Origin of the sequence: Pseudomonas xantholysinigenes, assembly GCF_014268885.2 — a bacterium.
Taxonomy (GTDB): Bacteria; Pseudomonadota; Gammaproteobacteria; order Pseudomonadales; family Pseudomonadaceae; genus Aquipseudomonas; species Aquipseudomonas xantholysinigenes.
The window spans coordinates 4,274,133-4,288,196 of sequence record NZ_CP077095.1 but is presented as its reverse complement, the minus strand read 5'-3'; the positions used below and the strand labels follow the sequence as shown (position 1 = coordinate 4,288,196).

Sequence of the window (14,064 nt, the reverse complement as noted above, 5' to 3'; positions counted from 1 at the left end):
ATCCGTTGATTTGCATAGAAAAATATGAGGAGCACAAGATGCGCGTAATTCTGCTGGGAGCTCCCGGGGCCGGTAAAGGTACTCAGGCAAAGTTCATCACCGAAAAGTTCGGTATTCCCCAGATCTCCACCGGTGACATGCTGCGTGCCGCCGTCAAGGCCGGCACCCCGCTGGGCCTGGAACTCAAGAAAGTCATGGATGCCGGCCAGCTGGTCTCCGACGAGCTGATCATCAGCCTGGTCAAGGAGCGCATCGCCCAGCCGGACTGCGCCAACGGCTGCCTGTTCGACGGTTTCCCACGCACCATTCCGCAGGCTGAAGCCATGGTCGCCGCCGGTGTCGACATCGACGCCGTGGTCGAGATCGCCGTGGACGACGAAGAGATCGTCGGCCGCATGGCGGGTCGCCGTGTGCACCTGGCCTCGGGCCGTACCTACCACATTCAGTACAACCCGCCGAAAGTGGAAGGCAAGGACGACGTCACCGGCGAAGAGCTGATCCAGCGCGACGACGACAAGGAAGAAACCGTGCGTCATCGCCTGTCGGTCTACCACAGCCAGACCAAGCCGCTGGTGGACTTCTACCAGAAGCTGTCGGCCGCCAACGCCGGCAAGCCGAAGTACAGCCACATCGAGGGCGTCGGTTCGGTCGAGTCGATCACCGCCAAGGTGCTGGCCGCCCTGAGCTGATCCTCGCCATACGTCACTACGGCCCGCTTGCGGGCCGTTGTCGTTTATACTGCCGCTCTTTTTCCCTATCGCCTGGATACCTCGTTCGATGACCACCTTGCTGGCCCTGGATACCGCCACCGAAGCCTGTTCCGTCGCCCTGTTGCATGACGGCAAGGTGACCAGCCATTACGAGGTGGCCCCACGCCTGCACGCGCAGAAGCTGCTGCCGATGATCAAGCAGCTGCTGGCCGACTCGGGCGTGGCGTTGAGCGCGGTGGATGCCATTGCCTTTGGCCGTGGTCCGGGTGCCTTCACCGGTGTGCGTATCGCCATCGGTGTGGTCCAGGGCCTGGCCTTCGCCCTTGAACGCCCGGTGCTGCCAGTGTCCAACCTTGCCGCGCTGGCCCAGGGCGCGCTGCGTGAGCGCGGGGTGCGGCAGGTGGCGGCGGCGATCGATGCACGCATGGACGAGGTGTATTGGGGCTGCTATCAGGCTCAGCAGGGCGAAATGCGCCTGGTCGGCCAGGAAGCGGTGCTGCCGCCCGAGCGTGTGGCACTGCCAGCGGAGCTGGGCGGCGAGTGGTTCGGCGCCGGCAGCGGCTGGGGCTATGCCGAGCGCCTGGCCGTGCCGGTCACGGCCAGCGATGTCGCCGCGCTGCCCAGCGCGCTGGACATCCTCGCCCTGGCCGAATTCGCCTGGGCCCGTGGCGAGTCGGTCGTCGCCGAGCAGGCGCATCCGGTGTACCTGCGCGATAATGTGGCTACGCCCAAGGCGCGTTGAAGGCAGTTCGTCGGCTATCGCCGATCACGATAAAACCTTTTGCGCGATCTGTGGTCCAGTTATCAGTTCGGGCATTAGCGAAGGATTCCTGATGCTGCTAAATTGCCATCATTGATCCTGAGTGCCCTGTTCATGCGTATCGACGGCTTCTCCTCATCGAGCTACCCCATCAAGCGCCCGCCGCGCAAGGCGCCGGTGCGCGACGAAGCTGTCGACGAGGCGGATGCCGAGATCATCGATGACATCGAAGCGCAAGTCAGCCGCGCCAGCCGTCGCAGCGAGAACCTGCCGGCCCGCCAGCAGGACCTGATCTTCCCCCGCGCTCGTGACCGCCGCACCTCCTCGGCCCTGGCCAGTTACCTGACCACCGCCGGCTTCACCGATTGGGAGATGGAAGTGCTGGGGCTTGACCTGTACATTTGAGGCATGACGCCAGCACCCTTGCCTTATTTTCTCGGTTGTCCGTCCTGGGCTGAAAACGCCTGGCGCGACTATCTCTACCCTGCCGACGCGCGCTCCGGTGAATACCTTGGGCTATACAGCCAGGTGTTCAACGCCGTCGAGGGCAATACCACCTTCTATGCCCGCCCAGCGCCTGCCACCGTCGAGCGCTGGGCGCAACTCATGCCGCCCGGGTTTCGCTTCACGGCCAAGTTTCCTGGTGATGTCAGCCATGCTGGCGACCTGCGCGAACAACTCGAGTCGGCCCACGACTTCACCCGGTTGATGGCGCCGTTGGGCGCGCGGGTATCGCCGTACTGGCTGCAGTTGCCAGCGATGTTCGGCCCGGCGCGGCTGGGCGAACTGGCGTACTTCCTCGATGAGATCGGTGTGCCGGTGGCGGTGGAGGTGCGCAACGATGCGTTCTTCGCCCGCGGCGAGGAGGAGCGCCTACTCAACCGCCTGCTGCATGAGCGGGGTGTCGAACGTATCTGCCTCGATCCACGGGCGTTGTTCAGTTGCACCTCCCGCGAGCCGGCAGTGCTGCATGCCCAGTCCAAGAAACCCAAGGTGCCGCCGCGCCCCGCTGCGTTCAGCCAGCATCCCCAGGTGCGCTTCATCGGTCATCCGGAGCTGGCGGCCAACGAGCCCTTCCTCACGCCCTGGGTCGACAAGGTGGCGGCCTGGATCGAAGAGGGCCGCAGCCCTTATGTATTCCTGCACACCTCGGACAACCGCCTCGCCGCAGCGCTTGCCCAGCGTTTTCACCAGCGTCTGATGGCGCGCCTGCCAGGGCTGGCGCCGTTGCTGGAATTGCCACGCGCCCCGGAGGTCGAACAACTGGGGTTACTTTGAGCATAGAGCGGGAGGTTGATCCATGGATGTGCAAACCCTGCGCGCCGAAGCCTTCAAGGCGCTGCACGAGCGTGACGGCGCGTTCGTCATCCCCAACCCGTGGGATGCAGGTTCCGCCAGATTGCTCGCCAGCCTCGGTTTCGAGGCGCTGGCGACCACCAGCGCGGGCCTGGCTTTCAGCCTGGGGCGGCCGGATGCCGAGGGCGCGTTGACCCTTGAGGAGACCTTGGGCAACGCTCGGGCGATTGTCGATGCCACGCCCCTGCCAGTGGCGGCGGACCTGGAGAACGGCTTCGGCGACTTGCCGCAGCACTGTGCGCAGGCCATCCAGCGGGCGGCCGAGGCCGGTCTGGTGGGGGGCTCCATCGAGGATGCCAGTGGCCTTGGCGAGGCGCCGATCTATGACTTCGAGCTGGCAGTGGCGCGGGTGCGTGCCGCGGTACAGGCTGCCCGTGGTCTGCCATTTCCCTTCACCCTGTGCGCCCGCGCGGAAAACCTGCTGCATGGGCGCCAGGACCTGGACGACACCATCAAACGCCTCCAGGCCTACGCCGAGGCTGGGGCCGATGTGCTCTACGCGCCGGGGCTGCGCAGCGTCGATGAAATCCGTGCAGTGGTGCAGGCCGTGGCGCCGAAGCCGGTCAACGTATTGATGGGCATGGCTGGTGTGCCGCTGAGCGTCAATCAGTTGCAGGACCTGGGCGTCAAGCGCATCAGTGTCGGCTCATCGCTGGCCCGCGCGGCACTGGCGGCCTTGCAGCGGGCGGCGGTGGAGATCCGCGAGCAGGGCACGTTCGCTTATGGCGAGCAGGCGCTACCTTTCGCCCAACTCAATGACCTGTTTCGCCGCTGAGTCCTTTATCGGGTTGGGTGAAGGCTGGCAGGCCTGGCGCTGAACTCAGGCGTGCAGGCGCACGTTGTTCAGCACCACCGGGCGCGCCCAGTGGGTATCGAACTCCAGCGCGTGCTGCTGGTGGGCCAGGGTCGCTTCGTCGTAAGGCTCGGGCGCGGGGTCGAGCAGGTTCATCTCGAACTCGGCGATTGGCAGGAACAACGGGCGTGGCGTGGGGCCAGGGCCTGGCTCGGGGACAGGCTGGCCCTGGTTCATCACCACCGGGCGCAACCAGCTGTTATTGATGTCGAGTTGGCGCTGCTGCTCGATCAGTTCGGCGGTGCTGAAGGGTTCGGGCGCGGGCGGCAGCAAGTGTGCTTCCAGTTCGGCCTTGGGCAGGAACAGCGGCTCGGGCGGGGCCACTTCAGTGTCGTGCACCGGCAGGCCGCGCTGGGCATCGATCAGCGCCAGGGCGCGGGCGCCGCCGATGGGTTCGCCGCTGTCCTTGTCGTACTGCACCAGGGTTTGGCTGGCCGTGTCGACTTCGCCTTGCTGCTCGGCCATCGCGCGGGCGAAGAAATCCTGCCACAGGTGGCTGACGCCACCCAGTGCCTGGGTATTCTGCCGACCGTAGTTGCCGACGGGCGACAGGTAGGTCAAGCCGATGGGAAGAGTATCTGACATGGCAGTCGCGCGCGTTGTGCTCTGGCAGAATAGCGGGAATATGGCTTGTATCGGCGTTGGCCGGGTTTTCATTAATTTTTTTGCGGGTGCGGGATCGGATGGCAGAGCAACAGCAGGGCACAGGTATCAGGGTCGAGGCATTGGCCCCGGAGTTCCAGGCGCAGGCCGTGGCATGGGCTGAGCGCCTGGGGTTGCCGCTGGTCGACGAGGCTGCGGAATTTGCTGTGCAGGTGGGGGGCGAGGGGTTGCAGATCCAACAACTGGGCCCCCAGGCACCGGGTCCGGTGCGGGTGGATTTCGTTGAAGGCCAGGCGGCGCACCGGCGCTTGTACGGCGGCGGCAACGGGCAGATGATCGCCAAGGCCGTGGGCATCGCCCAAGGCGTGCGCCCGCAAGTACTGGATGCCACGGCGGGGCTGGGCAAAGATGCCTTCGTGCTGGCCAGCCTGGGCTGCCAGATGACTCTGATCGAGCGCCAGCCATTGATTGCCGCGTTGCTCGAAGATGGGCTGGCGCGGGCCCACGGTGATGCCGAGGTAGGGGCGATCGTCGCGCGCATGCGCTTGCTGACCGGCAATGCCATCGAACGCATGCGTGCGTGGGAAGGCGAGGCGCCGCAGGTCATCTACCTGGACCCGATGTTCCCGCACCGGGACAAGAGCGCCTTGGTGAAGAAGGAAATGCGCGTGTTCAGGCCCCTGGTCGGCGATGACCTGGATGCGCCAGCATTGCTCGAAGCGGCGCTGGCGTTGGCCTCGCACCGGGTGGTGGTCAAGCGTCCGCGCAAGGCGCCGATTATCGAAGGGCCCAAGCCGAGCCATAGCCTCGAAGGCAAGTCGAGCCGCTACGACATCTATCCCAAGAAGGCGTTGAAGGGCTGAGCCCTTCATCGGCTACCGCCGGTAAGCCCTGACAAACACTGCAACCGCCTCACGCACATGCGCCTCGGCCGCGTCGCCCTGCAAAGGCGGCGCACAACCGATCAGCAGCCGGTAGTCCGGCGCGCCCTTGACCAGGCAGAAAAAGTGCTCTGCCGCCTGCAACGGCTGGTCGATGTGCAACAACCCCCGCTGGTCGACGTCGCGCAGCAAGCCTTCCATGCCCGCCAGCACCCGCTTTGGGCCGGCCTCGTAGAAGTACTGGCCGAAGCCCGGGTCCTGACTGCCCAGGGCGATGATCAAGCGACTCAGCTTGACCGCCTCGTCGCTGCTGATCAGCGCCTGGAAACCACGGGCGATGTTCAGCAGCACCTCTTCCACCGCCACTCCTTCGGGATACTCGAACATCAGGTCGGGTAACTGGTTCTGGCAGGTGGCCATGACCGCCATGCCGAACAGCGTCTGCTTGTCGGTGAAGTGGCTGTAGACCGTGAGTTTTGAAACACCTGCCGCCGCAGCGACCGCATCCATGCTGGTGTTGGCATAGCCAAGGCTGAGGAACAGCGACTTGGCGGCTTCGAGGATGGCCTCGCGCTTGGCCAGGTCCTTGGGCCGGCCTGGGCCGATGGGTGCGTCGTTGGACATTGGGAACCGTATCTGCTGGGAAAGGTGAGCATCTTACCGGGTCGTGGGCTGTCCGGCTGCAGCGTACGTCGCAAGGATGATACGTGCTTTCTGCCGTTACCCGCTTCCCCACCCCGTTTCGCTGACTTAATATACCGGCCAGTATAAATATTCGATGCGTCCTCTGCCTAAGGTCCTTCCTCATGTTGCGTCGTGCGTTGTCCCTTGCTCTGCCCGCTGCCCTCGTGCTGCTCACCGCCTGCGGCCAGGAGGCCGCGGCCCCCGCTGTACCGCGCCCGGCGCTGGTGATCCAGCCCCAGCCTGCCGGGGCTTCCGCCGACAGTTACCCGGGCGAGGTGCGCGCGCGCTTCGAGCCGGAACTGGCCTTCCGTATTGGCGGCAAAGTCAGCAAGCGCCTGGTGGAGGAAGGTCAGCGGGTCAAGGCCGATCAGCCCCTGGCCGAACTCGACCCCCAGGATGTACGCCTGCAACTGGAGGCCAATCGCGCTCAGTTGGCCGCCGCCGAGGCCAACCTGGCCCTGGTGCGCGCCGAGCGCGACCGCTACCAGAAACTGCTCGAACGGCAGATGGTCAGCCATTCCCAGTTCGACAACGCCGAGAACCTCTACCGTGCCGGCCAGGCGCGCTTGAAGCAGGCCAAGGCGGAGTTCGAAGTGGCGGGCAACCAGGCCGAATACGCGGTGCTGCGCGCGCCGCAGGCGGGGGTGATCGCCAAGCGCCAGGTCGAAGTCGGCCAGGTGGTCGCGGCCGGGCAGACCGTATTCACCCTGGCCGCCGATGGCGAGCGTGAAGTGGCCATTGGCTTGCCCGAACAGCAATTCGCCCGTTTCGCCGTCGGCCAGACGGTCAGTGTCGAGCTGTGGTCGCACCCGGACCAACGCTTCGAGGGGCGTATCCGTGAACTGTCCCCGGCGGCTGATCCGCGCTCGCGCACCTTCGCCGCCCGTATCGCCTTCGCTTCCAGCAGCGCCCCGGCCGAACTGGGCCAGAGCGCGCGCGTGTTCATCGCCCACAGCGAGCGCGCGCCGCTGGCGGTGCCGTTGTCGGCGGTGACCGCCGAGGCGGGCCAGGCCTATGTCTGGCGAGTTGGCAAGGACAATCGCCTGGAGCGTGCCCCGGTACGCCTTGGCGCATACGGCGCCGACAGCGTGCCGGTGCTCGAAGGCCTGCAGGCCAGCGACTGGGTGGTGGCCGCTGGTGGCCATGTGCTGCGCGAAGGGCAGCAGGTCCGCCCGGTGGACCGCAGCAACCGTGAAGTGAACCTGACGGCCAAGGAGTAAGTCCCGATGGGTTTCAACCTTTCCGCCTGGGCGCTGCGCAATCGCCAGATCGTGTTGTTCCTGATGATCCTGCTGGCGGCGATCGGCGCCATGTCCTACACCAAGCTCGGCCAGAGCGAGGACCCGCCGTTCACCTTCAAGGCCATGGTCATCCGCACCCTGTGGCCCGGGGCGACTGCCGAAGAGGTGTCGCGCCAGGTCACCGAGCGCATCGAGAAGAAACTCATGGAAACCGGCGAGTACGAGAAGATTGTCTCGTTCTCGCGGCCCGGCGAGTCGCAAGTGACCTTCATGGCCCGCGATTCGCTGCATTCCAAGGACATTCCCGAATTGTGGTACCAGATCCGCAAGAAGGTCGCGGATATCAAACATACCTTGCCGCCGGAGGTTCAGGGGCCGTTCTTCAACGACGAGTTCGGCACCACCTTCGGCAATATCTACGCCTTGACCGGCGCCGGCTTCGACTATGCGGTGCTCAAGGATTACGCCGACCGTATCCAGATCCAGTTGCAGCGGGTCAAGGACGTGGGCAAGGTCGAGCTGGTCGGCTTGCAGGACGAGAAGGTCTGGATCGAGCTGTCCAACGTCAAACTGGCCACCCTCGGCGTGCCGTTGACGGCGGTGCAGCAGGCGTTGCGCGAGCAGAACGCGGTAAGCACCGCGGGCTTCTTCGAGACCCCCAGCGAGCGCCTGCAACTACGGGTGAGCGGGCGTTTCGACAGTGTCGAGCAGATTCGCCAGTTCCCCATTCGCATTGGTGATCGCACCTTCCGCATCGGCGATGTTGCCGAGGTGCAGCGCGGTTTCAACGACCCGCCCGCGCCACGCATGCGCTTCATGGGCGAGGATGCCATCGGCCTGGCCGTGTCGATGAAGGACGGCGGCGACATCCTGGTGCTGGGCAAGGCCCTGGAAGGCGAGTTCGCCCGCCTGGCCCAGAGCTTGCCGGCGGGCATGGAGCTGCGCAAGGTATCCGACCAGCCGGCGGCGGTGAAGGCCGGGGTTGGCGAGTTCGTCCAGGTGCTGATCGAGGCGCTGGTCATTGTCCTGTTGGTGAGCTTCTTCTCCCTGGGGCTGCGCACGGGCCTGGTGGTGGCGCTGGCGATTCCGCTGGTGCTGGCCATGACCTTCGCCGCGATGCACTACTTTGGCATCGGCCTGCACAAGATTTCCCTGGGCGCGCTGGTGCTGGCGCTAGGGTTGCTGGTGGACGACGCGATCATCGCGGTGGAGATGATGGCGATCAAGATGGAGCAGGGCTACGACCGCCTCAAGGCGGCCAGCTACGCCTGGACCAGCACCGCCTTCCCGATGCTCACCGGCACCCTGATCACCGCAGCCGGCTTCCTGCCGATCGCCACGGCGGCCTCGAGCACCGGTGAATACACCCGCTCGATCTTCCAGGTGGTGACCATTGCGCTGCTGACGTCGTGGGTCGCGGCGGTGGTGTTCGTGCCGTATCTCGGCGAGCGCCTGCTGCCGGACCTGGCCAAACTGCACGCCGCCCGTGGACATGCCCCCGACCCCTACGGCACACCGTTCTACCAGCGGGTACGGCGGGTGGTGGAGTGGTGCGTGCGCCGACGCAAGACGGTGATCGTGCTGACCATTGCCGCCTTCGTCGGCAGCATCCTGTTGTTCCGCTTCGTGCCACAGCAGTTCTTCCCGGCCTCCGGGCGGCCCGAGCTGATGGTCGATCTCAAGCTGGCCGAAGGCGCCTCGCTGAACAACACGGCCGAGCGGGTCAAGCAACTGGAGGCGATGCTCAAGCAGCAGGACGGCATCGACAACTACGTTGCTTATGTCGGCACCGGCTCGCCGCGCTTCTACCTGCCGTTGGACCAGCAACTGCCGGCGGCGAGCTTCGCCCAGTTCGTGGTGCTGGCCAAGTCGCTGGAAGACCGCGAGCGCCTGCGCAACTGGTTGATCGCCACGTTGGACGAGCAATTCCCCGACCTGCGCTCGCGGGTCACGCGCCTGGAGAACGGCCCGCCCGTGGGCTACCCGGTGCAGTTCCGTGTCACCGGTGAGCACATCGAGAAGGTCCGCGCCCTGGCCCGGGAAGTGGCGGCCAAGGTGCGCGAGAACCCGCACGTGGTCAATGTGCACCTGGATTGGGAGGAGCCGAGTAAAGCGGTGTACCTCGACATCGACCAGGATCGCGCCCGTGCCCTGGGGGTGAGCACCGCGCACCTGTCCAGTTTCCTGCAGAGTTCGCTGACCGGCAGCAGCGTCAGCCAGTACCGCGAGGACAACGAGCTGATCGAGATCCTGTTGCGTGGCACGCCTGAAGAGCGCCGTGAGCTGGGCAACCTGGGCAGCCTGGCGCTGCCCACCGACAACGGCCAGAGCGTGGCGTTGTCGCAGGTGGCCACCCTGGAGTACGGCTTCGAGGAGGGCATCATCTGGCATCGCAACCGCTTGCCGACTGTCACCGTGCGGGCCGATATCTACGACAAGGAACAGCCGGTGACCTTGGTCAAGCAGATCTTGCCGACCCTGCAACAGGTCAAGGACAAGCTGCCGGATGGCTACTTGCTGGAGGTTGGCGGCACGGTCGAGGACTCCGAGCGCGGCCAGCGCTCGGTCAATGCCGGCATGCCGTTGTTCATCGTGGTGGTGCTGAGCCTGCTGATGATCCAGCTGCGCAGCTTCTCGCGGATGTTCATGGTGTTCCTCACCGCGCCCCTGGGGCTGATCGGCGTGACCCTGTTCCTGCTGGTGTTCCGCCAGCCGTTCGGTTTCGTCGCCATGCTCGGGACCATCGCCCTGGCGGGGATGATCATGCGCAACTCGGTGATTCTGGTGGACCAGATCGAGCAGGATATCGCGGCGGGGCTGGATCGCTGGCAGGCGATCATCGAGGCCACGGTGCGACGCTTCCGGCCGATCGTGCTGACCGCGCTGGCGGCGGTGCTGGCGATGATTCCATTGTCCAGGAGCGTGTTCTACGGGCCGATGGCGGTGGCGATCATGGGGGGGCTGATCGTGGCCACGGTGTTGACCCTGTTGTTCCTGCCGGCGTTGTATGCGGCGTGGTTCAGGGTCAAGAAAAGCGACTAGCTACAAGCCGCAAGAAGAGAGGGGCTACGCTGGCCCCGCTTTTTCTTGCAGCTTGCAGCTTGCAGCTTGCAGCTTGCAGCTTGCAGCTTGCAGCTTAAAGCTTGCCGCTGTGCGCTTCAGAGCGCGCCGAACACCTTCTTGGCCAGGCTGGTGGCGGCACCGGCCGGGTTCTGGCGAATGCTTTCTTCCTGCTTGCCGATCATCTCGAACAGACCGTCCAGCGCCTTCTCGGTCACGTAGTTCTCGATGTTGGCGTCATCCTTGATCAGCCCCAGGCCCTTGGCCTGCCCGGCGAAGCTGTTGTACTGCTGGGCCAGGCCAACCTTGTCGGTGGCCTGCTTGACGATCGGCAGGAACTTGGCGCGGATCTGCTCGCGGCTGCTCTTGTTCAGATACTGGGTGGCCGAGTCCTGGCCGCCGCTGAGGATGCCCTTGGCATCGGTCACGGTCATCTTCTTCACCGCGTCCACCAGGATCGCCTGGGCCTGTGGCACAGCGGCCTCGGCGGCTTTGTTCATGCTGGTTTCCAGGGCTTCGACCTGGTCACCCTTGCCGAACATTTTCATGGCCTTGGCCGCCTTGCCCAGGTTGCCCGGCAGTTCGATGCGCACGTCAGGGTTGTTGCTGAAGCCGCCAGGGGTGCTCAGTTGCTTGACGGCGATCTGCGCGCCTTGGGTGAGGGCGTCTTTCAGGCCGCCGGAGGCGTCGCTTTGCGACAGGTCGCCAAGGGACAGGGCCAGGGCGCTGGCCGACAGCAGCAGGCCGGCGCACAGGCCGGTGAAGCGCAGGGAGGTGCGAAGCATGGGATTTCCTTATGGGCAGAATGGAACGAACGGATTCAGCGGACCGGGTCGACCTTGACCCGCAGCGGCAGCGCATCGCTGCCGTCGAGCTGGACGCCGTGGTGCTCGGTGTTGATGAACAGCAACTTGCCGCCCAGCTCGATGCGCGCGCTCACTGCATAGCGGTGGCCGGGCTTGATCTGGGCCGGGTCGTATTCGAGGTGGAACGGCAGCGGCACGTTGCCTTTGACCGGGCCGGCCTGCCGGGCCAGGGTCACGGCCGGAGCATCCATCAGCGACACGTCCTGCAGCTCGACGCTGAGGGTGGCGGTGGGTGGCAGGGCCATGCGCTGCAAGTAGAAGACTTCGCCGTCCAGGCTGGCCTGGGGTGATGGAGTGTTGCTGGAGCAGGCTGCGAGCAGGGAGGCGCAACACAGCATCAAGAGTTTTTTCATGGTGTCTCCGGTGTACATGAGGCTGGCTTGTGACCAACCTCATGGACTTTAGCGGATTTTGACGTACAGCACAGAGGCCGCGTCGGAGGTGATCGACCCTGCAGGCGCATCGTCAGCAAGGCTGGAGCCTACAGCGAATCCGTCACTCAACGGCCTCAGGCTCGGGCGTTTCATCCCGATGCAGCGCCACCTGGCGAATCGACAGGCGCAGCTCGGCCGACAGCACGCGTTTGGCCACGCCTTCGGCCAACTCGGCGAGCTTGTCGTGGTAGCCCAGCTTGCCGTCGCCATCGGGTTGCAGCACGCCTTCGCGCACCAGGGTCTGGATGAAGTGGCGGAACAGGGTCTTGTCGAAGAACTCCGGGGCGTTGAGCCCGTGCAGGATCGACAGGCGCTGGGCCATCATCACGCACAACTCTTCCAGCTCCTCGGCATTCAGCGTGTGCTGGCCGCTGTTTAGCAGCAACGAGGTGGCCATGTAGAAGCGCTGCAAGGTCTGGGTGATGGTCCGTGCCAGCAGGGTCAGTAGCACGAATTGCCGCGAGCTTGGCGCCGGGCGCATGTACAGCTCGCCCTCCTGGCGCAGCAGGCCCTGCGCGACCAGCGCCGTCAGCCACTGGTCGATCACCTCGTTCAGTTGCTCGGGCGTCCAGCGCAGGAACAGCTCGGCCTGCAGGTACGGATACAACGCCCGCACATACCGGCCCAGCAGCTCGCGGCTCATGCGCGAGCTGCTGAGGAAGAAGCTCGCCAGCAGCCCCGGCAGGGCGAAGATGTGCAGCACGTTGTTGCGGTAGTAGGTCATCAGCACCGCGTTGGCTTCGTCCAGGTAGAGGATGCGACCCAGCGCGTCCTTCTGCTCGGCCAGCAGGTCCATGCCCAGTACATGCTCGATCAGCGCCTTGCCGTCGCCTTCTGGCAGGGTGGTGTGCGGCGAGTAGGGCACCTGGCGCAGCAAGGCCAGGTACAGGTCGAGCACCCGGGTCAGGGCGCGTTCGTCCAGGGCCAGGCGGGTGGTCGAGAGCAGCGCCAGGGCCACCAGGTTGACCGGGTTGATCGCCGCCGCCTCGTTGAGGTGACGGGCAACCGTCTCGCCCAGGCGGGTGGTGGTGTCGTTGAGCCAGGCCGGGCGGAACTGCGGGCCGAGCGGCTGATCGCGCCAGCCGGGTTGCTGTTCGTCGAGGAAGTTGTTGAGGCGGATCGGTTCGCCGAAGTTGACGTAGACCTGGCCGAAGCGCTGCTTGAGCGCACCGATGACCTTGAAGATGTCGAAGATCGATTCTTTCTTCTTGCTCGCACCACGCAGCTCGCCGAGGTAGGTGCGCCCTTCAAGTACCCGCTCGTAGCCGATGTACACCGGCACGAAGACGATCGGCGTGCGCGAGGAGCGCAGGAAGCTGCGCAGGGTGATCGCCAGCATGCCGGTGCGTGGTTGCAGCATGCGCCCGGTGCGCGAGCGACCGCCCTCGACGAAGTACTCGACCGGGAAACCCTTGGTGAACAGGGTGTGCAGGTACTCGTTGAACACTGCTGTGTACAGCGGGTTGCCCTTGAACGTGCGGCGCATGAAGAACGCCCCGCCACGGCGCAGCAGGCCTCCGATCACCGGCATGTTGAGGTTGATGCCGGCGGCGATGTGCGGCGGCGTCAGGCCATTGCGGAACAGCAGGTAGGACAGCAGCAGATAGTCGATATGGCTGCGGTGGCAGGGCACATAGATCACTTCGTGGCCCGGGGCGATGCCTTGCACCTGCTCGATATGGTTGACCTTGATGCCGTCGTAGATCTTGTTCCAGAACCAGCTGAGCACCACTTCGAGGAAGCGGATGGCGGTGTAGGTGTAGTCCGAGGCGATCTCGTTGCCATAGTGCAGCGCCTTGGCCTCGGCCTTGGCGTAGGGGATCTTCTCGCGGTCGGCCTCGTCGCTGATCGCCTGGCGCACCAGCGGGTCGTGCACCAGGCCCTTGACCAGGTTGCGCCGGTGCGAGATGTCCGGGCCGATCACCGCCGTCTTGAGGTTGCGGAAATGCACGCGCATGACCCGCTGGGCCATGCGCACGGTGCGTTCATGGCCCTTGTTGTGGGCGACCAGTTCGCGCAGGTGGATCGGGGCGGAAAACTGCACGCGGGTCTTGCGTCCGAGGATCAGCACGCTGAGCAGGCGCCGCAGGCGGCCGGTGACCGCCCAGCTGTCGGCGAACAGTAGCTTCCATGGGCTCGATTCGCTGGCTGGGGTCTGGCCCCAGAACACGCTGACCGGGATGATCTGGGCGTCTTCCTCGGCGTGCTGGCTGATCGCCGCGACCAGGCGCTCGAGCGTGGGCGGCGCGCCGCGCTTGTCGTGACGACCGAGCCAGTCGGGGTCGGGGGTCAGGTAGAAGAACGCGGCCGGCTCCTGCAACGGGCCGACGCTGACCGGCAACACTGGGCGCGGCAGCCCCGCTTTGGTGCATTCGTGGTCGATGACGGCCAGGTCGGTGAGCGACGGCGAGGGCAGGGCGTAGAACACCGGGCGGCTGCGGTCGAGCTTGAGGGTGAGCGAGGACTGGTTGATGGTCTCGGAGCGCACCCACAGGTACAGCACGCGACGCAGGGCGCCGAAGATGAGACGGCGCAGGGGGGAACGGGTCATGGGGTCGGGCCCTGGTGAAGTTTCGGTGTTTTACAGGCGGTTAGTCTGCCGTATCTGCGTAAGTT

At 65.3% G+C, this 14,064-nt stretch carries 13 protein-coding genes; 8 read left to right on the top strand and 5 right to left on the bottom strand.

From position 1 onward, the window contains the following. Positions 1–38: 38 nt before the first annotated feature. From adk to HU772_RS19130, 5 genes are all read left to right on the top strand, one after another. Complete coding sequence (adk, locus tag HU772_RS19150; RefSeq protein ID WP_186659995.1) at positions 39–689, top strand: adenylate kinase; 651 nt, start codon at positions 39–41, stop codon at positions 687–689. A gap of 88 nt (positions 690–777) precedes the next feature. Continuing rightward, on the top strand, positions 778–1,452 hold the full coding sequence (gene tsaB / locus HU772_RS19145) for a tRNA (adenosine(37)-N6)-threonylcarbamoyltransferase complex dimerization subunit type 1 TsaB (protein ID WP_186659997.1): 675 nt from the start codon (positions 778–780) through the stop codon (positions 1,450–1,452). Positions 1,453–1,584: 132 nt separating this feature from the next. Then, positions 1,585–1,875, top strand: a complete 291-nt coding sequence (locus HU772_RS19140) for a hypothetical protein (RefSeq protein WP_186660132.1) — start codon at positions 1,585–1,587, stop codon at positions 1,873–1,875. 3 nt (positions 1,876–1,878) lie between these two features. Beyond that, the gene (locus tag HU772_RS19135) at positions 1,879–2,748 is read left to right on the top strand and encodes a DUF72 domain-containing protein (protein ID WP_186659999.1); all 870 of its coding nucleotides are present in this window, start codon (positions 1,879–1,881) and stop codon (positions 2,746–2,748) included. Between the two features lie 22 nt (positions 2,749–2,770). Further along, on the top strand, positions 2,771–3,601 hold the full coding sequence (locus HU772_RS19130) for an isocitrate lyase/PEP mutase family protein (RefSeq protein WP_186660001.1): 831 nt from the start codon (positions 2,771–2,773) through the stop codon (positions 3,599–3,601). A 45-nt stretch (positions 3,602–3,646) separates the two neighbouring features. Here HU772_RS19130 and HU772_RS19125 read toward each other — a convergent pair whose 3' ends face one another. Next, complete coding sequence (locus HU772_RS19125) at positions 3,647–4,264, bottom strand: energy transducer TonB (protein ID WP_186660003.1); 618 nt, start codon at positions 4,262–4,264, stop codon at positions 3,647–3,649. Positions 4,265–4,362: 98 nt separating this feature from the next. Here HU772_RS19125 and HU772_RS19120 point away from each other — a divergent pair, with 98 nt between their 5' ends. Next, positions 4,363–5,145, top strand: a complete 783-nt coding sequence (locus HU772_RS19120; RefSeq protein WP_186660005.1) for a class I SAM-dependent methyltransferase — start codon at positions 4,363–4,365, stop codon at positions 5,143–5,145. 12 nt (positions 5,146–5,157) lie between these two features. Here HU772_RS19120 and HU772_RS19115 read toward each other — a convergent pair whose 3' ends face one another. Then, complete coding sequence (locus HU772_RS19115) at positions 5,158–5,787, bottom strand: TetR/AcrR family transcriptional regulator (RefSeq protein ID WP_186660007.1); 630 nt, start codon at positions 5,785–5,787, stop codon at positions 5,158–5,160. Between the two features lie 182 nt (positions 5,788–5,969). Between HU772_RS19115 and HU772_RS19110 the strand changes: the two genes are divergently transcribed. Next, complete coding sequence (locus tag HU772_RS19110; protein WP_186660009.1) at positions 5,970–7,067, top strand: efflux RND transporter periplasmic adaptor subunit; 1,098 nt, start codon at positions 5,970–5,972, stop codon at positions 7,065–7,067. A gap of 6 nt (positions 7,068–7,073) precedes the next feature. Further along, positions 7,074–10,130, top strand: a complete 3,057-nt coding sequence (locus HU772_RS19105) for an efflux RND transporter permease subunit (protein WP_186660011.1) — start codon at positions 7,074–7,076, stop codon at positions 10,128–10,130. 116 nt (positions 10,131–10,246) lie between these two features. Here HU772_RS19105 and HU772_RS19100 read toward each other — a convergent pair whose 3' ends face one another. From HU772_RS19100 to plsB, 3 genes are all read right to left on the bottom strand, one after another. Further along, entirely contained in the window at positions 10,247–10,933 is a 687-nt protein-coding gene (locus tag HU772_RS19100; RefSeq protein WP_186660013.1) for a DUF4197 domain-containing protein, read from the bottom strand. A 35-nt stretch (positions 10,934–10,968) separates the two neighbouring features. Then, positions 10,969–11,367: a YbaY family lipoprotein gene (locus HU772_RS19095; protein ID WP_186660015.1), complete on the bottom strand. Its 399-nt coding sequence runs from the start codon at positions 11,365–11,367 to the stop codon at positions 10,969–10,971. 142 nt (positions 11,368–11,509) lie between these two features. After that, a complete protein-coding gene (plsB, locus tag HU772_RS19090; protein WP_186660017.1) occupies positions 11,510–13,999 on the bottom strand; it encodes a glycerol-3-phosphate 1-O-acyltransferase PlsB in 2,490 nt (829 codons plus the stop codon). Positions 14,000–14,064 lie beyond the last annotated feature (65 nt).